Genomic DNA, 14,422 nt, shown 5'->3' with positions numbered 1-14,422 from the left:
CCCTCATTCCACTGGTCCGAGGCATCCCGCCCATCCGCTCCCGTCGCGGCCCCCGACGCCGCCGACCCGGCAAACTGCACGGCGACAAGGGCTACGACTACTCCCACCTGCGGCGCTGGCTGGCCTCTCGGGGGATTCGCCATCGCCTTGCCCGAAGGGGCATTGAGTCATCCAAACGGCTCGGCCGACACCGCTGGGTCGTGGAACGCACCATGTCCTGGCTGTCCGGCTGCCGACGTCTCCACCGCCGCTACGAGCGCAAACCAGAACACTTCCTCGCCTTCACAGCCATCGCTGCGACCCTCATATGCCACCGCAGACTCGCCAAGTGAAATGACGTCTTACTACGCCGTGGTGAAGGGGTGGCCGACGGCGGCTGGCCTGGTCGAGCACTACTTGGACGCGAGCGGAAAGCCCGTCGAGGTCGAACCGCAGCAGATGATGGACGAGATCCCGGCCTTCCGGAAAGGCGTCGCGGGCACACTGGACGACGACGTCCGAAAGCGTGGCGACGGGCCGTTCAGCACCGAGTGGTCCTCGACCGCGCCCGATCCTGCGGACGGCGACAGCAGCACGGAGTGGTTCTACACGCTGACCCACTTCCAGTACCGGCTCGTCGGAGAGAAGGAGGGGGACGAGATCACGTACCACGTCGAGGTCAAGAAGCGTTATGACTGGGGCATCCCCAGCGAGCACCGGGCCACCGTGTCCGGGGGCGGACCCGGGCCGACCGGCATGGACCTAGAGCAGGCCGACATCGCCCATCTCCACAGCGCCGGAACCGCCCGGGACTTTGACGTGTCCGGTTCCTCCGGCGACGTATGAACGGTCGGCGTGTGGGGTTGTCCAAGTCGTCCGAGGAGTTGCGGGGCGAGGCCCGCAGCCACGGAGGGGACTGCGAAAGCCGCACACGTACCGGAAGTTCCCTGAAGAAGATCGCTCTCTGGGCCGGTCTGGTCCTCTGCGTCGCCTTCATCGCCTGGGTGGCATGGGGGTTTCTTGAGTTCAACCACGATGTCGACAACCCCAAAGAGGGTGGCTTCTCCGGCTGGCAGTGCGATGCGGGGCGCGACTGCGCTTCGTGAGGGCTTTGTGTAGGTAAGGGGGCGCCGAGCCGCCTGGCGGTGGAACGCCACGGGTACGAGTGGGCGGCATGGGACGCCTCATATCCGGCTCCCAACGACACCCGGGCGGGATCTACATCGTGGGGTCCGAAACAGCACCCGAGCGAAGCCTCGCCGATCACGCGTGACCCGGCCCTCGCGCCCGTGGTCCGCCAACAGAGCACACGGCGTCCTCACGGTCGGTGTGCTCCGCGACGACGTCGAGGACCAGCCCCCGCAGGCCGGGTCCAGTGCCTCGGCCTTGTGATTCGCAGGGATCGCACGGTACCGCGGCAGCACACCTACAGAGTGAGTCAACCAGCGGCCCGCCCTGGCCTCACCACGTGCCGACTTTCCGCCCGCGCGGGTGAACCCGGTTCGGATGAAGGCGATTTGAAGAGCCGGGTCCCCCTACGAAGATCATGACCAGCCGGGATCTTCAGAACGGACCTCATGCGCCTCATCGCCGCAGCCGCCGCCACTTTCGCCCTCCTCGCCCCCCACGGCTCTCGCCCACGCCGCACCCGCCCCGCCGGCCGGCGACCCCGGGCAGACCATCACCGGGCCCGTCAGCAAAGCCCTCGCCGCACTGCCCACCCGGGCCGCGGACCGCACCGGCTACTAGCGCACCAGCTTCCACCACTGGATCGACGCCGACCACGACGGCTGCAACACCCGCGCCGAAGTCCTCAAGCGTGATGCCGTCGTCGCACCCGAGCACGGCGAACACTGCAAACTCACCGGCGGCCAATGGCTCAGCCCCTACGACGACCGCACCATCAACGACCCCCACGGGCTCGACATCGACCACCTCGTCCCCCTCGCCGAAGCATTGGATTCCGGCGCCTCCCAATGGTCCGCCGCCGAACGCGAGGCCTACGCCAACGACCTCGACGACAAACGCGACCTCATCGCCGTCTCCGCCGCCTCCAACCGCGCCAAGGCCGACAAGGACCCGGCCGACTGGCTGCCCCCGGCCGCCGGCTACCGCTGCCAGTACGTGACCGACTGGATCGCCGACAAAACCCGGTGGGGAATGAGCATCGACACCACCGAGAAGACCGCCCTCCTGGACGGCTGCCCCGACCAGCCCATCACCGTCACCCTCGCCCGATAGGGGCCCGGGAGCCAGGAGAATGGCCCGCTCCGAAGCCATGATCCACCTGGCCATGACCGATCTGATGGCCCGCCGCATCACCGGCGAGAACACCGGGGCGCTTCACCGAGTTGGGCGTGATGGAGTACGTGATCTTCATCAGGCTGCGTCGAGAACCCATCCACGCGGGCGCCGAGCCACTCCCGTCGAATCTGGATCGCACCCTGCGGACGGGATGTTCAAGCAGCCGCTGAACGGGATCCCCACGCCCGCGACTACGGACCCGCGGCCCAGCAGTTCCCAGGGGACGCACACCAACTGGTGCAAATCCTTTTTCAGATCACATACCCCCTGCATGGCGCTCTTTTGGCATATGTAAAGGTTATCCCAAGGGCACCGGTTACAGGTGTCATCTCCTGCCTGTGCCGTGATGTCCGTGGACGCGTTCCATGCATTCAGGACATCCCGTCGTGTGCAGGCATCTGATCAAGACCAACTCAGGAACACATGTGAACAACGCCAGACGCCATCGCGCCTCCGTGGCCTCGGGGATAGCCTTGCTGACCGCCGGCGCGGTCCTCCTCGCCACCCCGCACGTCGCACTTGCGGACAGCTCGTCAGCCAGGGCCGACGTGCAGGAGGACCAGGCGATGACGGAGCTGGAGAAGGCTCTTGAGACCTTCACCGGCAAGCCGATCGACGAAGCCGAAACCGTCGAGGCGGCACTGACTGCCGCAGCAGTCCAGAGCCACAAGGTCGAGGTGCTGCAAATGCGCACCGAGACCGACACCACCTTCGCCAACCCGGACGGCACGCTGACGACCGAGATGGCCGCAGGCCCCATCCGGATGGTCGAAGACGGCAAGTGGGTTCCAGTCGACCTCGACCTTCAACGCACCAAGGGTGGCGACGTCGAGGCCAAGGCACATCCCGAGCATCTGAGGATCGCGGGCAAGGAAGGTGCGCTGCCCACGTCGGTCGAGGCTGTGGCCAAGGCTGCTCCCTCTCAGGCCAGGGAGCTGGTCTCCCTGGGGCATGGGCGCAGCCGACTCGCCCTGAAGTGGAAGGGCGGCCTGCCGGCTCCCGAGCTGTCAGGCAACGTGGCCACCTACAAAAACGCCGTCCCCGGCGGTGACTTGATCGTGGAGGCCACCCGTACCGGGTTCGAGCAGAACCTGAAGCTGAATCGGGCTCCGGAGAAGGGAGCGCCGATGGTGCTGCCGATCACGGTTCCTGACGGCACCAAGGCGGTGCGGAACGCGGATGGATCCGTCACTTTCACCGATGCTGACGGCGAGAAGTCCGCGGTGATGCCGTCGCCGGTGATGTGGGACGCTCAGCGCGACCCGCGGTCGCTGGAGCGCACCAACAGGCACGCCGTCGACATGAAGGTCTCCCAGTCCGGCAATACCGTCACCCTCGCTCTCACCCCCGACACCGACTGGCTCAACGCCGCGGACACGCAGTATCCGGTGACGATCGATCCTGCCGCCGATGTCCTGGACGTCCTCTTCGACACGTTCGTTCAGGGTGGTGACGCCACTGACCAGTCCGCCAACACCGATCTCAAGATCGGCTGGCCCGGCGACTATGAAGGGTCCACCAAGCGCACCGCCCGGTCGTTCCTAACGTTCAACTCGGCAGGCTTTGCCGACTCTCTGGTCTCCAAGGCGAACCTGAAGCTGTGGAACTACCACTCCTGGTCGGCCGAGGCACGGGGCTGGGAAGTGTGGGCTGCGGACCCGGCGAACAAAAACACCCGCTGGACGAAGCAACCGGCGATGAAGGAGAAGATCGCTACCTCCACACAGACCAAACCCGCCACCAGCCCGGGATGGGTAACCGCCGACATCACCAAACTCGCCCAGACCTGGTCCTCCGCCAAGGCCACCAGCGGATCCATCGCGCTGAAGGCGGCGGACGAGTCTGACACCTACGGCTGGAAGCGCTTCTACTCCGCCGAGGCAGCCAACCAGGATCAGGTCCCGACGCTCGAGGTCACCCACAACTACCGACCCGGAACCGGCGCAAACCTTCAGGCCGGCAGCCCCTTCATCTCCTCTGGCGGCATCTTCAAGGTCAACTCCACGACGCCCACGCTGAGGGCGTCGATGGCGGACACCAACCCTGACGACACTGTCCAGGGAACCTTCGAGGTCACCGACGACGCGACCGGAAAGGTCGTCACCACCGTCAACTCGCAGAAGGTCCCCGGCAACACCACAGCATCGGTCAAGATCCCGACAGGCAAGCTGACCTCCGGCAAGACCTACAGCTTTCGCACGACCGCCTTCGACGGCACTCACTACACCACCGGCTGGTCCTCACCGGTGAAGTTCTACGTCGACACCGCCTGGAAGCTCACCGCCGCGGAACAGTCCCTCGGTCTGGCCAACTCCTACTCCGAAGCCGCCGACATCACCGCGGCGACATCCTCGGACGACAAGTACGCCGCCATCGCCGCCACGGACGAGAACATCGTCGGCGTGCCGTGGAACGGCGAGGGCGGCACCATCGACGTCCAGAACGACAAGATGCCGACCAAGCTGGGACTGCCTGCGGCCGACAGCAAGGGCACTGTGATCGGCGGCAACGTCGTCTACACTTCCACCGGCCCGGTCGACACCGTCGTGCAGCCCACCGTGGATGGCGGCAGCCGCACTCTTCAGATCATCAAGAACAGCACTGCCCCGCACGACTATGAGACCAGCTTCACCGTTCCAGCCGGCATGAAGGCAGTGGCACACGACGACGGATCTGTCTCTGTCCTGCCCAACGACGACAGCAAAGAAGAAGCGGGCTTCTTCGAGGCGCCCTGGGCCAAAGACGCACAGGGCAACGATGTACCGACCAGCTACAAGGTCGTCGGCAACAAGCTCGTACAGCACGTCGAATTCGCTGCTGGCTCCCAGTTTCCCATCGTGATCGACCCGTCCTGGTGGTCCACCGCCTGGAAAATCACCAAGTGTGCCGCGTCCATCGCCAGTTTCATCTACGGCTGGACGCCCCAGGGCTCCAGCAAGAAGATCATCGTGGCTGTGCGACTGATCAAGAAGATCGGCTTCAAAAAGACCGCCAAGCTCATCCAGACGTGGAAGAAGCGCCGCAAGCTCACCGCAGATGGCCGCAAGATCGTCGCAGCGATCATGGGCTACAACGGCATCCAGAACAACTGCAAGTTCTAACAGAGGCCCCAGATGCTGATCGCCCTGATCTTCACGCTCGCCGAAACGGCAATCCTGATCACCTACACGGTGCGCCGGGCCAAGGGAGCTGAGCTGCCGGCCCTGAACGCGGTGAACGTCAGGAATCTGCTCCTCGCAGCCATCGCCACAGCCCTTGGATACGTGGTTACTCACCACTACGACCTCAGCGGGGCCGACGTGGTGCCACTCGTTGTCCTGGGTTGCGTACTGCCGACGCAGACAGGTACCGCGCTGGGCCACACATCCACCTTCTGGGCCCGACTGACATGGCTGCCCGCCGCTCTCGGCGGCCTGGCCGTCGGATCAGTCGATCCCAACGCACCCTGGCCCTGGTAGGAGGCCAAGGGCTCTGACCTAGAAAGCGGTCCGCCGTGCCAGGGTGCGTAACTGCCCGGCACGGCGGGGTCGTGAGATCGCCCAGCGGGATCAGCACGACTGCGCGTCCCGCCACCCGTCCGGGCAGGGCCGCAGCCGCGACGCGCTCCTCGGCCGGGCGCACGGTGCCACCCTGTCGCTGAGCGCCTCATGCACCAAGACCTGCAAGGCCAGCGAGAAGTTCCCGAAGATGACGGTGTGCGTGGGCCAGAGGGCCAGAGGGCCACGCCAACGATCACTTACCACGATTCGACGACGTCGCAGAACGCCTACGGGGACGGGCTGAACAGGCAAGGCTTCCCTGCGGGGTGCCGTGACGCGAGTGCGCTCAGGCGGCTGTTGATCTCGGTGACGGTGGGGAAGGCCGCGATGTGCGGGACGGAACCTCGACGATCAGGTCCTCCGGCTCCCACTCCTGCCGCATCCCTGGCTCCCTCCGGTCGCCATTCAGCCTGAACCCACGGGTGCACCGGTCTGCTTCAGGTCGGTAGACCCGTGGGTTCGGTTGGAACACGAGGGTGCTGCGTGAGTCGAAGAGCTTCGGTCGTGACATCGGCGTCGACCTGCGCCTGTGTTCTGTCGCCGTATTCGAGGACGTCGTAGTCGTCGTCCAGGTTGGCGAGTTGCTCGCCCAGAGGCAGCTCGTGCCCGAAGCGCTGATGGATCCTGAAGGCCAGCTCGCGTGGCGTCAGTTCGCCGGCCAGCATCCGGGCGGCAAGTGCTCGCGCCGCGGCTTCCTGTCCGGCAACGCTGCCCGTTGGGTGGAAGGTGAGGCCGAGTTCGTCGAGTGCAGGGGGAAGGAGGTCGGGGACGTCGTAGTCCGCCTCCGCGCGCGTGCACGCGGCCAGGATCCGTAGGGCAGGACTGTCGAGGCCGGCAACGAGTGCATCACAGGCAGCGGTTACGACGTCGGTTGCGCGGATCTCGCCCATGCTCCAGAGCACAGCGCGGTCCTGAAGCTCGCGGGCGGCTGATTCGGTCGACTGCATGGGGCCATGATCTCGTCATGGGATTAAACAGGTCGAGCGGGTTTCACTGCGATGCCTGCTCGGCTTCTTCGTCCAGAAGCGCTCGTGCTGAGTCCGCGTAGCGGATGGCGGTCTTCTCGTCGATACCGAAGACGAGTGCGAGGTGGAGAGGGTCGGCGCCATGGGTGAGGGCCTCTTCGAGCTGACGGTCAACGCGGAGCCTTTCCAGGGTGGCGGTGAGGTTGCGGGTGGCCCGAGTGGTCCAGAGCTTGCCAGCCGGGCCGAGTTCGACGGCTGTCTTCTGGGTGGTCAGCAGGTGGGGGTTGGCCGTGTTCGGCCAGCGGCTGTGTCGGTGGCCGAGCCAGTCCAGAACCGCACGACGGGTGAGGTCGTCGAGCGGGCGGACGTGGCCGGCCCGACCTGATCGATGCCTACACCTCTCCCACCCGCAGACTCCGGGACTTCCTGCGGTTCTTCCGCCGTACCACCCGATGGCACAGCGAAACCGGCACCACGCCCTTGTGGGAGCTGAACCAACTCCACCGCAGCGAAGCGGTGTTGGAGCAGCATTGGCGGGTGATGCCGTGCATGCTGCTGCACAGCGCGCTGATGGCCAGGGCCGTACTGCTCTGGGGCGAGCTGAACATCCGCCCGTCCTGGACCGAACAGGCCCGCCGCCAGCTGCCCGAGCTCGCCTGGGACAGCTCACGGGGCCGAGTCGGAGCACATGAGGCGGGAGCCATGCTCACCCAGGCACCCGCCAGGATCCCCGGCGCACAGTACGAGCCGGCCGACGCCGATTCCGGACTGCTCCACCTGGCCGGAGCGACCATCTGGCTACGCGCACGGTAGCCGTTCTTGAACATAGCCACCCGCAAGAGGGGCTGTCGGGACCCAGCTGACCGCGGGCATGTCGTACGTCTACTCGCGACGGGCTTTATCGCGTCGTTCTCCCTGGTGCCGTGGGCTGCCGCAGTGGCCCGGCGGACGACTACCCACGCAGTCTCTGTCCGGAGGCTGGGAACCATCTCACCACGGACGGATCGGGCAGACCCCTACGCGCCGCCCCTCGTCGTCTAGCAGGTGCCCCATCCTTTTCACGGTGCGGACGCCTAGGACGCGGTCGGTGACGGTGAGGCTTGGCGACTGGGCACAGGCCGCCGTCTCGCGCTGCTGCACCGAACCGATGTCGCGGACCCAGTAGGTGGCCAGCACGTTGGCGGAACCCGTGACGGCGGCCAGGAGCCGGCACTCCGGCAGCGTCGCCAGAGTGCGGTGCAGACGGTTGACGTCGTTCGCTGCGGCGTGTCCGCGGAAGGTGATGGACACCGGCAGTCCGGACACGACCGGGGCCATGTCACAGCGCAGCGCGACAACTCCGCTTGCGGTGAGCCGACCAAGGCGCCGGCGGACGGTGGCGGTGCTCCGCCCGGTCAGCGCCGACAGGTCCGTGAGCCGGGTGCGCCCGTCCTGCACCAGTGCGTCGAGGAGCGCATGGTCCAGCGGGCTCAGATCGAAGGCGCTCCTATTCATGGTGTCCGGGGTCTCGGATCGTCCCAGCGCCGAGAGCTGGTACGGGTCGAGGGATCCCAGCCGCCAACGGGAACCTTCGGCGTACAGAGATGAGGCGAACACACATTCCACGTCAAGTACATCGGGCAGGAGAGCGAGTTCTTCGTTGACGAACCGGTGCATGCCCGCGAGATCCGGCGTCAGCACGTCCAGCATCAGGTCGGCGTGTCCCGGGGCGAGCAGTTCAACGGTCACCGCCTCACGCAGCCGTGCCACCCGGTCGGCCAGCAGTCGGCGGGCGGCGGGAGCGCACCGCAGGAAGACGAAGGCGGTGCAGCCGCTGCGGGAGAACGAGGGTCCGGGCACCGCCGAGATCCAGGCCAGGCCCTGTGCGGTGAGCCTTTCCCACCGCCGGGCCAGTGTCACCGCAGAGGCGCCCAGCAGTGGTTCGAGATCTGTCCATGCCGCCCGGGGGTGCACTTGCAAGGCATGCACCAAGGAGAGATCCAGCTCGCTCACTACGCCCGGATCCAACAAAAGAGTCGCTCCCGCTGACGATTTCCGTCATTTTCCCGGCCTGCTGATCGTTCGGTTGCACTCTAGCCACCATCGCATTCCAACCAGGGGCCATAGGAAAGGAAGGTGAGACCGTGACGCCTGCCATCAGCCGGGGTCGTGGACTGATCGCGACGATGATCCTCATCGTGGTCTGCAGCGGTGTCGTTCAGGGATATCTGACCCCGCTGCTGCCCGTCGTGGGCACACACGTAGGGATCGGCGGCGTGGGTCAGAACAACCTGTACCTGCTCTCGCAGGTCGCCTTCGCTGTGCTGACCCCGCTGCTGTCGCGCTGGGGCGACACGTGGGGCCACCGGCGACTGCTCATAGCCGCCGTCACCATGGTCTCGGTCGGCTCCCTGCTCATCGCCGCCCGGCCGACCACCGCCACACTCGCTGTCGGCATGGTGCTGCAGAGCGCGGTGGTCGGCTTCTTCCCTCTCCTGGCCGGAATCCTACGCTCGCGTGCGCCCGAACACGGCCGGGCCGGCATGTCCGTGCTGGTCGGCGCGCTGCTCCTGTCCATCGGCGCCGGCGGCTTCGTGGCCGGGACACTCAGCGACGAACACGCCCTGGCCGGGCTGTGGACCGCAGTCCCCTTCTGCGCCCTGGCTGTCGCCGCCGCCCTCGCCCTGCCGACCAGTACCGCGCCGCGCACCGGCCGGTTCAACCTGCCCGCCGCGCTGTTGCTGACCATCGGGCTCGGCGCCCTCATCCTCGTGCTCACCGAGGGCAGTTCCTGGGGGTGGACATCCGCCTCCGCGCTGCTCACGCTCGCGGCCTCTCTGGTGCTGCTGAGCGTGTGGGTGCAGGTCGAACGGCGCTCCTCGCACCCGCTGGTGAACATTGCCATGCTGAGCAACCCCCGGCTCGCCGCGGTGAGCGCGCACACGTTCTGCCTCGCCTTCGGCGCCATCGGCTTCCTCGGCGCCAACGCCGTGTATCTCGGCACGGAACCGGACGGCCACGGCCTCGGCCTGGGTCTCGGCGCCCGGGCCATCTCCCTGGTGTCCCTGGGCATGGTCGCCGTCGGCTTCATCGGCTCCACCCTGACGCCCCGGCTGTCCCGGGCCATCGGGGACCGTGCCGTGCTCGCGGCCAGCGGCTGCGCCGGCGCCCTAGGCTTCCTCAGCCTGTGCCTCTTCCACGCCTCACTGCCGCAGTACCTGTTCGGTGCTCTGGTCGTGGGCCTGTCCACCGGCATGTTCGAAGCCGCCACCCGATGCCTGTCGGTGGAGGTCGTCAACGAGGCGGAGACCGCACTGTCGGTCGGAGTCAACGAGATGGCGCTCTCCCTCGGCGCGGCGATCGGCGCGGCCGTGATCGGCTCGCTGTGGGCCGGCCACACATCGGCCCGGGGCGCTGTGACGGGGGCGGGATACCAGTGGGCGTGGGCCGCCTGCGCCGGCGTAGCACTCGCCGGAGCCGCGATAGGCATGCTCTTCCGCGAGCGGCTCACCGCACCCACGTCACAAGCCGGTGCCGCCCCCGCGAGGAGTACGGCATGACCAGCACACCCGCCTCCCGACGAGAGAGCGCCCTCGCCCTTTCGGCCGCCACCGTCCGCAAGGAGCGGCACACGCTCATCGCGCTCAGCCACAGCCTGCACGCCGAACCCGAGACGGCCATGCGGGAGTACCGCTCGGCCGCCAAGATCGCAGCCATCGCCGACGACGCCGGATTCACCGTCACCCGCGAGGTGGCCGATCTGCCTACCGCCTTCGTCGCCACCTACGGGACGGGGGACTTGGTGATCGCCTTGTGCGCCGAGTATGACGCACTGCCCGGCATCGGACACGCCTGCGGACACAACGTCAACGGCGCCGCCTCGACCGGAGCCGCTCTCGCTCTCGCCTGCGTCGCCGACCTCGTCGGCATCACCGTGAAACTGATCGGCACGCCCGCCGAGGAGGACATCGGCGGCAAAGCACTGCTGCTGGCGGCAGGCGTCTTCGACGACGTCGCCGCCGCGTTCATGGCCCACGCCGCCGACGAGGACTCCGTCGGAGCCTCCTCACTCGCCATCGGCGCCTGGGACGTCGTCTACCACGGCAAACCGGCCCATGCCGCGCTCGCCCCCTGGAAAGGGGTCAACGCCCTGGACGCCGTCACCCTGGCCCGCACAGCCGTCGGACTGCTGCGCCAACAACTCCCCCCGAGCACCATGATCCACGACATCGTCCTCGAAGCCGGCACCGCGGTCAACGTCATCCCCGACACCGCCCGGGCCCGCTACGAACTGCGCGCCCGCACCACCGAGGACCTCGACCACGCCCGGCGCCGGGTAAGGGCCTGTCTCGAAGCGGCGGCCCTGGCCACCGGCGCCGAACTGCAACTCACCGCCCACGGAGCCGACTTCGCGGACCTGCGACAAGACGACTTTCTCACCGACGCCTACACCCGAGCAGCCCGAGCCCTGGGCCGCGCACCCGTCGACCGCCGAGGCGAGCTCATGGCCTCCACCGACATGGGCAACATCTCCCACCTCGTGCCCGCACTACACCCCACCATCGGCTACGACACACACGGCGCCCATCACCACACCGCACCCTTCGCCCAGTACGGCACCTCACCACAAGCAGACCGAGCAGTCCTCGACGCCGCCACCGCCCTCGCCCACACCGGCATCGAACTGGCCACCGACCCCACCCAACGCGACCGCTGCCTCCATCTGCTCGCCCACCGGAACACACCCTGAGCAACGACAAACCTCGTCCTACTGCCAAGAGGAGATGAGTGGAGCACAGGTGGCCGAACACCGCGAACCTCCACCCGCTGATCAACAACCAGACCGCCAACACCACCGGCCGCGCCAGCAGCCACTGGATCAGCGCTGCGATGCGTGGCCAGGACGCGACCCTGGAGAAGCTCCGCGTCGACCGCCAACGCGAAGAGGCCATGATCAAGGGCCCTGACCCACTCCATCTCGCGGAGGTATTCGGCCTCGACGAGAAGAGCGCGATGCGCTACGCGGACTACGCTCCCGCTCTCATGGAACGGCCCCTGGAAACCGGCCCCGCAACTTCACCACGAACCCACGGATCAACTCCTTGACACCGGGGCACCGACCCTACGGGGTCACGCCCTCCGGCCTTCCGTTCCGCGAACTCACGGAGGCGAGGGGTCAGCGGGTGGGTGGGACGAACTCGGGCTGGTCGAGCAGGCGCAGCCAGCTTCCATCAGGCTGGCGCCGGACGACCTGCGCTCGGGCGCCGACCCCGTCCTTCGGCGGGGTCGAGGTGAGGGCGATGTCACCGCTGATCAGTGTCGGCAGCGGCTGTTCCTGCTCGAAGCGGGGACGGTTGGCCAGCACCTTCTCCCATAGTGCGCGAATCGCCTTCCGGCCCACCGTCTGGTCGCCGGGCGGGTAGGCCATCACCGCACCCTCTTCGTAAAGTGCGGCGACCCCGGCCGCGTCACCGGCATTGGATCGTTCTACGAACAAGCGGGTGATGTCCTCAGGGCGCATGGCCTTCTCGTACTCCGACATGAATTCCTCCTGACGTCGGGCTCCGACGCTTCCCAGCGTGGCCGCCGACTGATCAGAAGTCCAACAGATGAATCTTCTGGAAACTAGAATCTTCAGTCATGGAGCTGAGGCAACTGGAATACTTCGTCGCGGTCGCCGAGGAACAGAACTTCACCCGGGCAGCCGACCGGGTGCGCATCAGCCAGTCCGGCGTCAGCGCCCAGGTCCGCCAACTGGAACGGGAACTCGGTGCCGAGTTGTTCGACCGGTCGGCCCGCACCGTCACCCTCACCGTCGCGGGAAAGGCCGCACTCGAACACGCCCGCGCCGCACTCGCCGCCGCTGGGGCAGTCGGCCAGGCGGTGGGCGAGGTGACCGGCCTGATCCGGGGTCGGCTCACCGTCGGGATGGTCATCGGCTGCACCCTCACCCCGTTGTTCGACGCCCTCACCGCCTTCCACCAGGCACATCCCGGTGTGGAGATCTCGCTGCTGGAGGACAGCTCGGACCGGCTCGTCGAGGGGGTACGCACCGGTGCAGTCGACCTGGCACTCATCGGGGCCGCAGCCGCCACCCCCGAGGGGCTGGACGCGCTGACCATCATCAGCGAGCGGCTCGCCGTGGCAGTCCCGGCCGGGCACCCCCTCGCGAAACAGCGGCGGGTCACCCTGCGCGACCTGGTCGCCCACCCGATCGTGTGCATGCCGCCCGGCACCGGCCTGCGCACGGTATTCGACCAGGCCTGCGCCGCACAGAACCTCCAACCCGCGATCGCGCTGCAAGCCAGCGCCACGGACGCCATCGCCGACCTCGCGGCCCGCGGGCTCGCCGTCGCCATCCTCAGCGACTCCATGGCTGCGCGCTACAGCGACCGGCTCACCGCCCGCACCATCGCTGACGTCGATACACCCGCACTGCTCGCCCTGATCTGGAAGAACACACACAGCCCAGGGATGCGTGAGCTGCTCGCGCACAGTCGGGAAGCATTCACCAAGCCCGGCCCCGCGACTTCCCCGTGAACCCACGGGTCAATCCCCTGACATCAGGGCGACAGACCCGTGAGTTCCCGCCGAAGTTCCCTCATTTTTCGCGAACTTACGGGCCTCTAGTACTCCAGCTGTAGATCGTGATCTTGCTCGTGGGCGTGGCCGAGTGCGCTGGTTGGCCACCGAGGGCCTCAGCTGGCCGATGTGTGTGTTGTGCCGAGGTGCCTGGGGCGTCGGGCCATCCCTGAGCCCGTCGGGACCGCAGCGGTGGGCGGCCCCGCAACCCAGTTGTCAGTGGTTGCACGTACGGTCTGCGCATGACTGATCAGTGGTGGGTGGGCGTGCGTCAGCGGGTAGAGGCGGCGGGTGCAGGGCCTTCCGGCAGCAAGGTGTTCGGGGCATTGGGGCACAGGTGGAACGTGGAGGACCCGCTTACCCGGGGCGAGCTTGCCGAACTCGAGGCTCAGACGGGCGTGCAACTGCCAGAGAAGTACCGGACCTTCCTGCTCGACGTCGGCGCGGGGGGCGCCGGCCCCGCGTACGGCCTGTTCCCGGTTCGGCGCGTGCAAGGCCGCTGGCGTTGGGAAGGCGACGGCGCGGACCTGGCTGACCTGTCGAGGCTTGCCGAGCCGTTTCCCGACCAGGGCCCGGACCCGAAGCTGCTCGAGGACCTTCTTGCCCAACGCCCTGAGGAAGAGGACTTCGACGACATCGAGGACTTCGATGACGCCATCGAGGCGTGGGACGAGCGGTGGGAGGTCATCATGTTCGCTCCGGAGCGCACCGCCGGCGCCATCGTGATTTCCCACCTGGGCTGCGCCCAGAGAGAATGGCTGATCATCAGCGGAAGCCACCGTGGCACGATCTGGTCCGACTGCCGGGTGGATGACGTAGACCTGGCCCCGCTGCTCGACGGCGACGGTACGCCGGTGACGTTCGCCCGCTGGTACACCGACTGGCTGGAGAAAGCCGAGCGCACAGCCCTATCGGCACCGTAGGCCCGTCGGCCTGTGCTGTTGGGCGTTGCGGTTGGCCAAACGGGCTGAGTAGGGCCCTCGGCCACAGTGAGGCCGGAGCGGAGACGCTGCTTCAAGGCTTGGGGCGCGCCGCTCTGTACGCCTCGTGCAGGGCTCGGCCGGCGCGCATCGG

Annotated in this window: 15 protein-coding genes; 12 read left to right on the top strand and 3 right to left on the bottom strand. The window is 67.4% G+C overall.

Annotation, left to right across the window (positions count from 1 at the left end; all coding sequences use genetic code 11):
• From K377_RS39645 to K377_RS39615, 6 genes are all read left to right on the top strand, one after another.
• A partial coding sequence (locus K377_RS39645; protein ID WP_146614693.1) for a transposase occupies window positions 1-332 on the top strand: 332 nt, incomplete at its 5' end.
• A 1-nt stretch (window position 333) separates the two neighbouring features.
• Window positions 334-825 carry a hypothetical protein gene (locus tag K377_RS39640; RefSeq protein WP_111668505.1) on the top strand — a complete coding sequence of 164 codons (492 nt, stop codon included), beginning with the start codon at window positions 334-336 and terminating at the stop codon, window positions 823-825.
• A gap of 11 nt (window positions 826-836) precedes the next feature.
• Window positions 837-1,085, top strand: coding sequence for a hypothetical protein (locus K377_RS39635; protein WP_111668504.1), 249 nt, complete (start codon window positions 837-839; stop codon window positions 1,083-1,085).
• A gap of 664 nt (window positions 1,086-1,749) precedes the next feature.
• Window positions 1,750-2,220, top strand: coding sequence for an HNH endonuclease family protein (locus tag K377_RS42930; RefSeq protein WP_111668503.1), 471 nt, complete (start codon window positions 1,750-1,752; stop codon window positions 2,218-2,220).
• Window positions 2,221-2,708: 488 nt separating this feature from the next.
• A complete protein-coding gene (locus K377_RS39620; RefSeq protein ID WP_111668501.1) occupies window positions 2,709-5,384 on the top strand; it encodes a DNRLRE domain-containing protein in 2,676 nt (891 codons plus the stop codon).
• Between the two features lie 12 nt (window positions 5,385-5,396).
• Complete coding sequence (locus K377_RS39615; protein WP_111668500.1) at window positions 5,397-5,741, top strand: hypothetical protein; 345 nt, start codon at window positions 5,397-5,399, stop codon at window positions 5,739-5,741.
• Window positions 5,742-6,259: 518 nt separating this feature from the next.
• Here the strand turns inward: K377_RS39615 and K377_RS39610 are convergent.
• A complete protein-coding gene (locus K377_RS39610; RefSeq protein ID WP_181512760.1) occupies window positions 6,260-6,769 on the bottom strand; it encodes a hypothetical protein in 510 nt (169 codons plus the stop codon).
• A 567-nt stretch (window positions 6,770-7,336) separates the two neighbouring features.
• On the opposite strand from K377_RS39610, the gene K377_RS39600 reads away from it, so the two are divergent.
• Entirely contained in the window at window positions 7,337-7,600 is a 264-nt protein-coding gene (locus K377_RS39600) for a hypothetical protein (RefSeq protein ID WP_111668498.1), read from the top strand.
• Between the two features lie 177 nt (window positions 7,601-7,777).
• Here K377_RS39600 and K377_RS39595 read toward each other — a convergent pair whose 3' ends face one another.
• Window positions 7,778-8,779: an Lrp/AsnC family transcriptional regulator gene (locus tag K377_RS39595; RefSeq protein WP_146614837.1), complete on the bottom strand. Its 1,002-nt coding sequence runs from the start codon at window positions 8,777-8,779 to the stop codon at window positions 7,778-7,780.
• A 131-nt stretch (window positions 8,780-8,910) separates the two neighbouring features.
• On the opposite strand from K377_RS39595, the gene K377_RS39590 reads away from it, so the two are divergent.
• The 3 genes from K377_RS39590 to K377_RS39580 are packed head-to-tail and all read left to right on the top strand — an operon-like array spanning window position 8,911 to window position 11,872.
• Window positions 8,911-10,326: an MFS transporter gene (locus K377_RS39590; protein WP_258395310.1), complete on the top strand. Its 1,416-nt coding sequence runs from the start codon at window positions 8,911-8,913 to the stop codon at window positions 10,324-10,326.
• Window positions 10,323-11,516 carry an amidohydrolase gene (locus tag K377_RS39585; RefSeq protein WP_111668495.1) on the top strand — a complete coding sequence of 398 codons (1,194 nt, stop codon included), beginning with the start codon at window positions 10,323-10,325 and terminating at the stop codon, window positions 11,514-11,516. The genes K377_RS39590 and K377_RS39585 overlap by 4 nt, the downstream gene beginning before the upstream one ends.
• A gap of 38 nt (window positions 11,517-11,554) precedes the next feature.
• Window positions 11,555-11,872 carry a hypothetical protein gene (locus K377_RS39580; protein WP_237551679.1) on the top strand — a complete coding sequence of 106 codons (318 nt, stop codon included), beginning with the start codon at window positions 11,555-11,557 and terminating at the stop codon, window positions 11,870-11,872.
• 70 nt (window positions 11,873-11,942) lie between these two features.
• Here K377_RS39580 and K377_RS39575 read toward each other — a convergent pair whose 3' ends face one another.
• Complete coding sequence (locus tag K377_RS39575) at window positions 11,943-12,308, bottom strand: nuclear transport factor 2 family protein (protein ID WP_111668494.1); 366 nt, start codon at window positions 12,306-12,308, stop codon at window positions 11,943-11,945.
• Window positions 12,309-12,406: 98 nt separating this feature from the next.
• Between K377_RS39575 and K377_RS39570 the strand changes: the two genes are divergently transcribed.
• Both K377_RS39570 and K377_RS39565 read left to right on the top strand, forming a co-directional pair.
• Window positions 12,407-13,306, top strand: a complete 900-nt coding sequence (locus K377_RS39570) for a LysR family transcriptional regulator (protein ID WP_111668493.1) — start codon at window positions 12,407-12,409, stop codon at window positions 13,304-13,306.
• A gap of 284 nt (window positions 13,307-13,590) precedes the next feature.
• Entirely contained in the window at window positions 13,591-14,271 is a 681-nt protein-coding gene (locus K377_RS39565) for an SMI1/KNR4 family protein (RefSeq protein ID WP_111668492.1), read from the top strand.
• Window positions 14,272-14,422 lie beyond the last annotated feature (151 nt).

The organism is Streptomyces sp. PsTaAH-137, from assembly GCF_003259365.1.
GTDB lineage: Bacteria > Actinomycetota > Actinomycetes > Streptomycetales > Streptomycetaceae > Streptomyces.
The sequence above is the reverse complement of the archived record's forward strand: the minus strand, read 5'-3'. Positions and strand labels throughout refer to the sequence as shown.

Excerpts from the sequence above, each read along its gene's own strand:
- K377_RS39640 (WP_111668505.1), top strand. The coding sequence starts at position 334 with ATGACGTCTTACTACGCCGTGGTGAAGGGGTGGCCGACGGCGGCTGGC.
- K377_RS39615 (WP_111668500.1), top strand. The coding sequence starts at position 5,397 with ATGCTGATCGCCCTGATCTTCACGCTCGCCGAAACGGCAATCCTGATC.
- K377_RS39610 (WP_181512760.1), bottom strand. The coding sequence starts at position 6,769 with ATGCAGTCGACCGAATCAGCCGCCCGCGAGCTTCAGGACCGCGCTGTG.
- K377_RS39600 (WP_111668498.1), top strand. The coding sequence starts at position 7,337 with ATGCTGCTGCACAGCGCGCTGATGGCCAGGGCCGTACTGCTCTGGGGC.
- K377_RS39585 (WP_111668495.1), top strand. The coding sequence starts at position 10,323 with ATGACCAGCACACCCGCCTCCCGACGAGAGAGCGCCCTCGCCCTTTCG.
- K377_RS39575 (WP_111668494.1), bottom strand. The coding sequence starts at position 12,308 with ATGTCGGAGTACGAGAAGGCCATGCGCCCTGAGGACATCACCCGCTTG.
- K377_RS39570 (WP_111668493.1), top strand. The coding sequence starts at position 12,407 with ATGGAGCTGAGGCAACTGGAATACTTCGTCGCGGTCGCCGAGGAACAG.
- K377_RS39565 (WP_111668492.1), top strand. The coding sequence starts at position 13,591 with ATGACTGATCAGTGGTGGGTGGGCGTGCGTCAGCGGGTAGAGGCGGCG.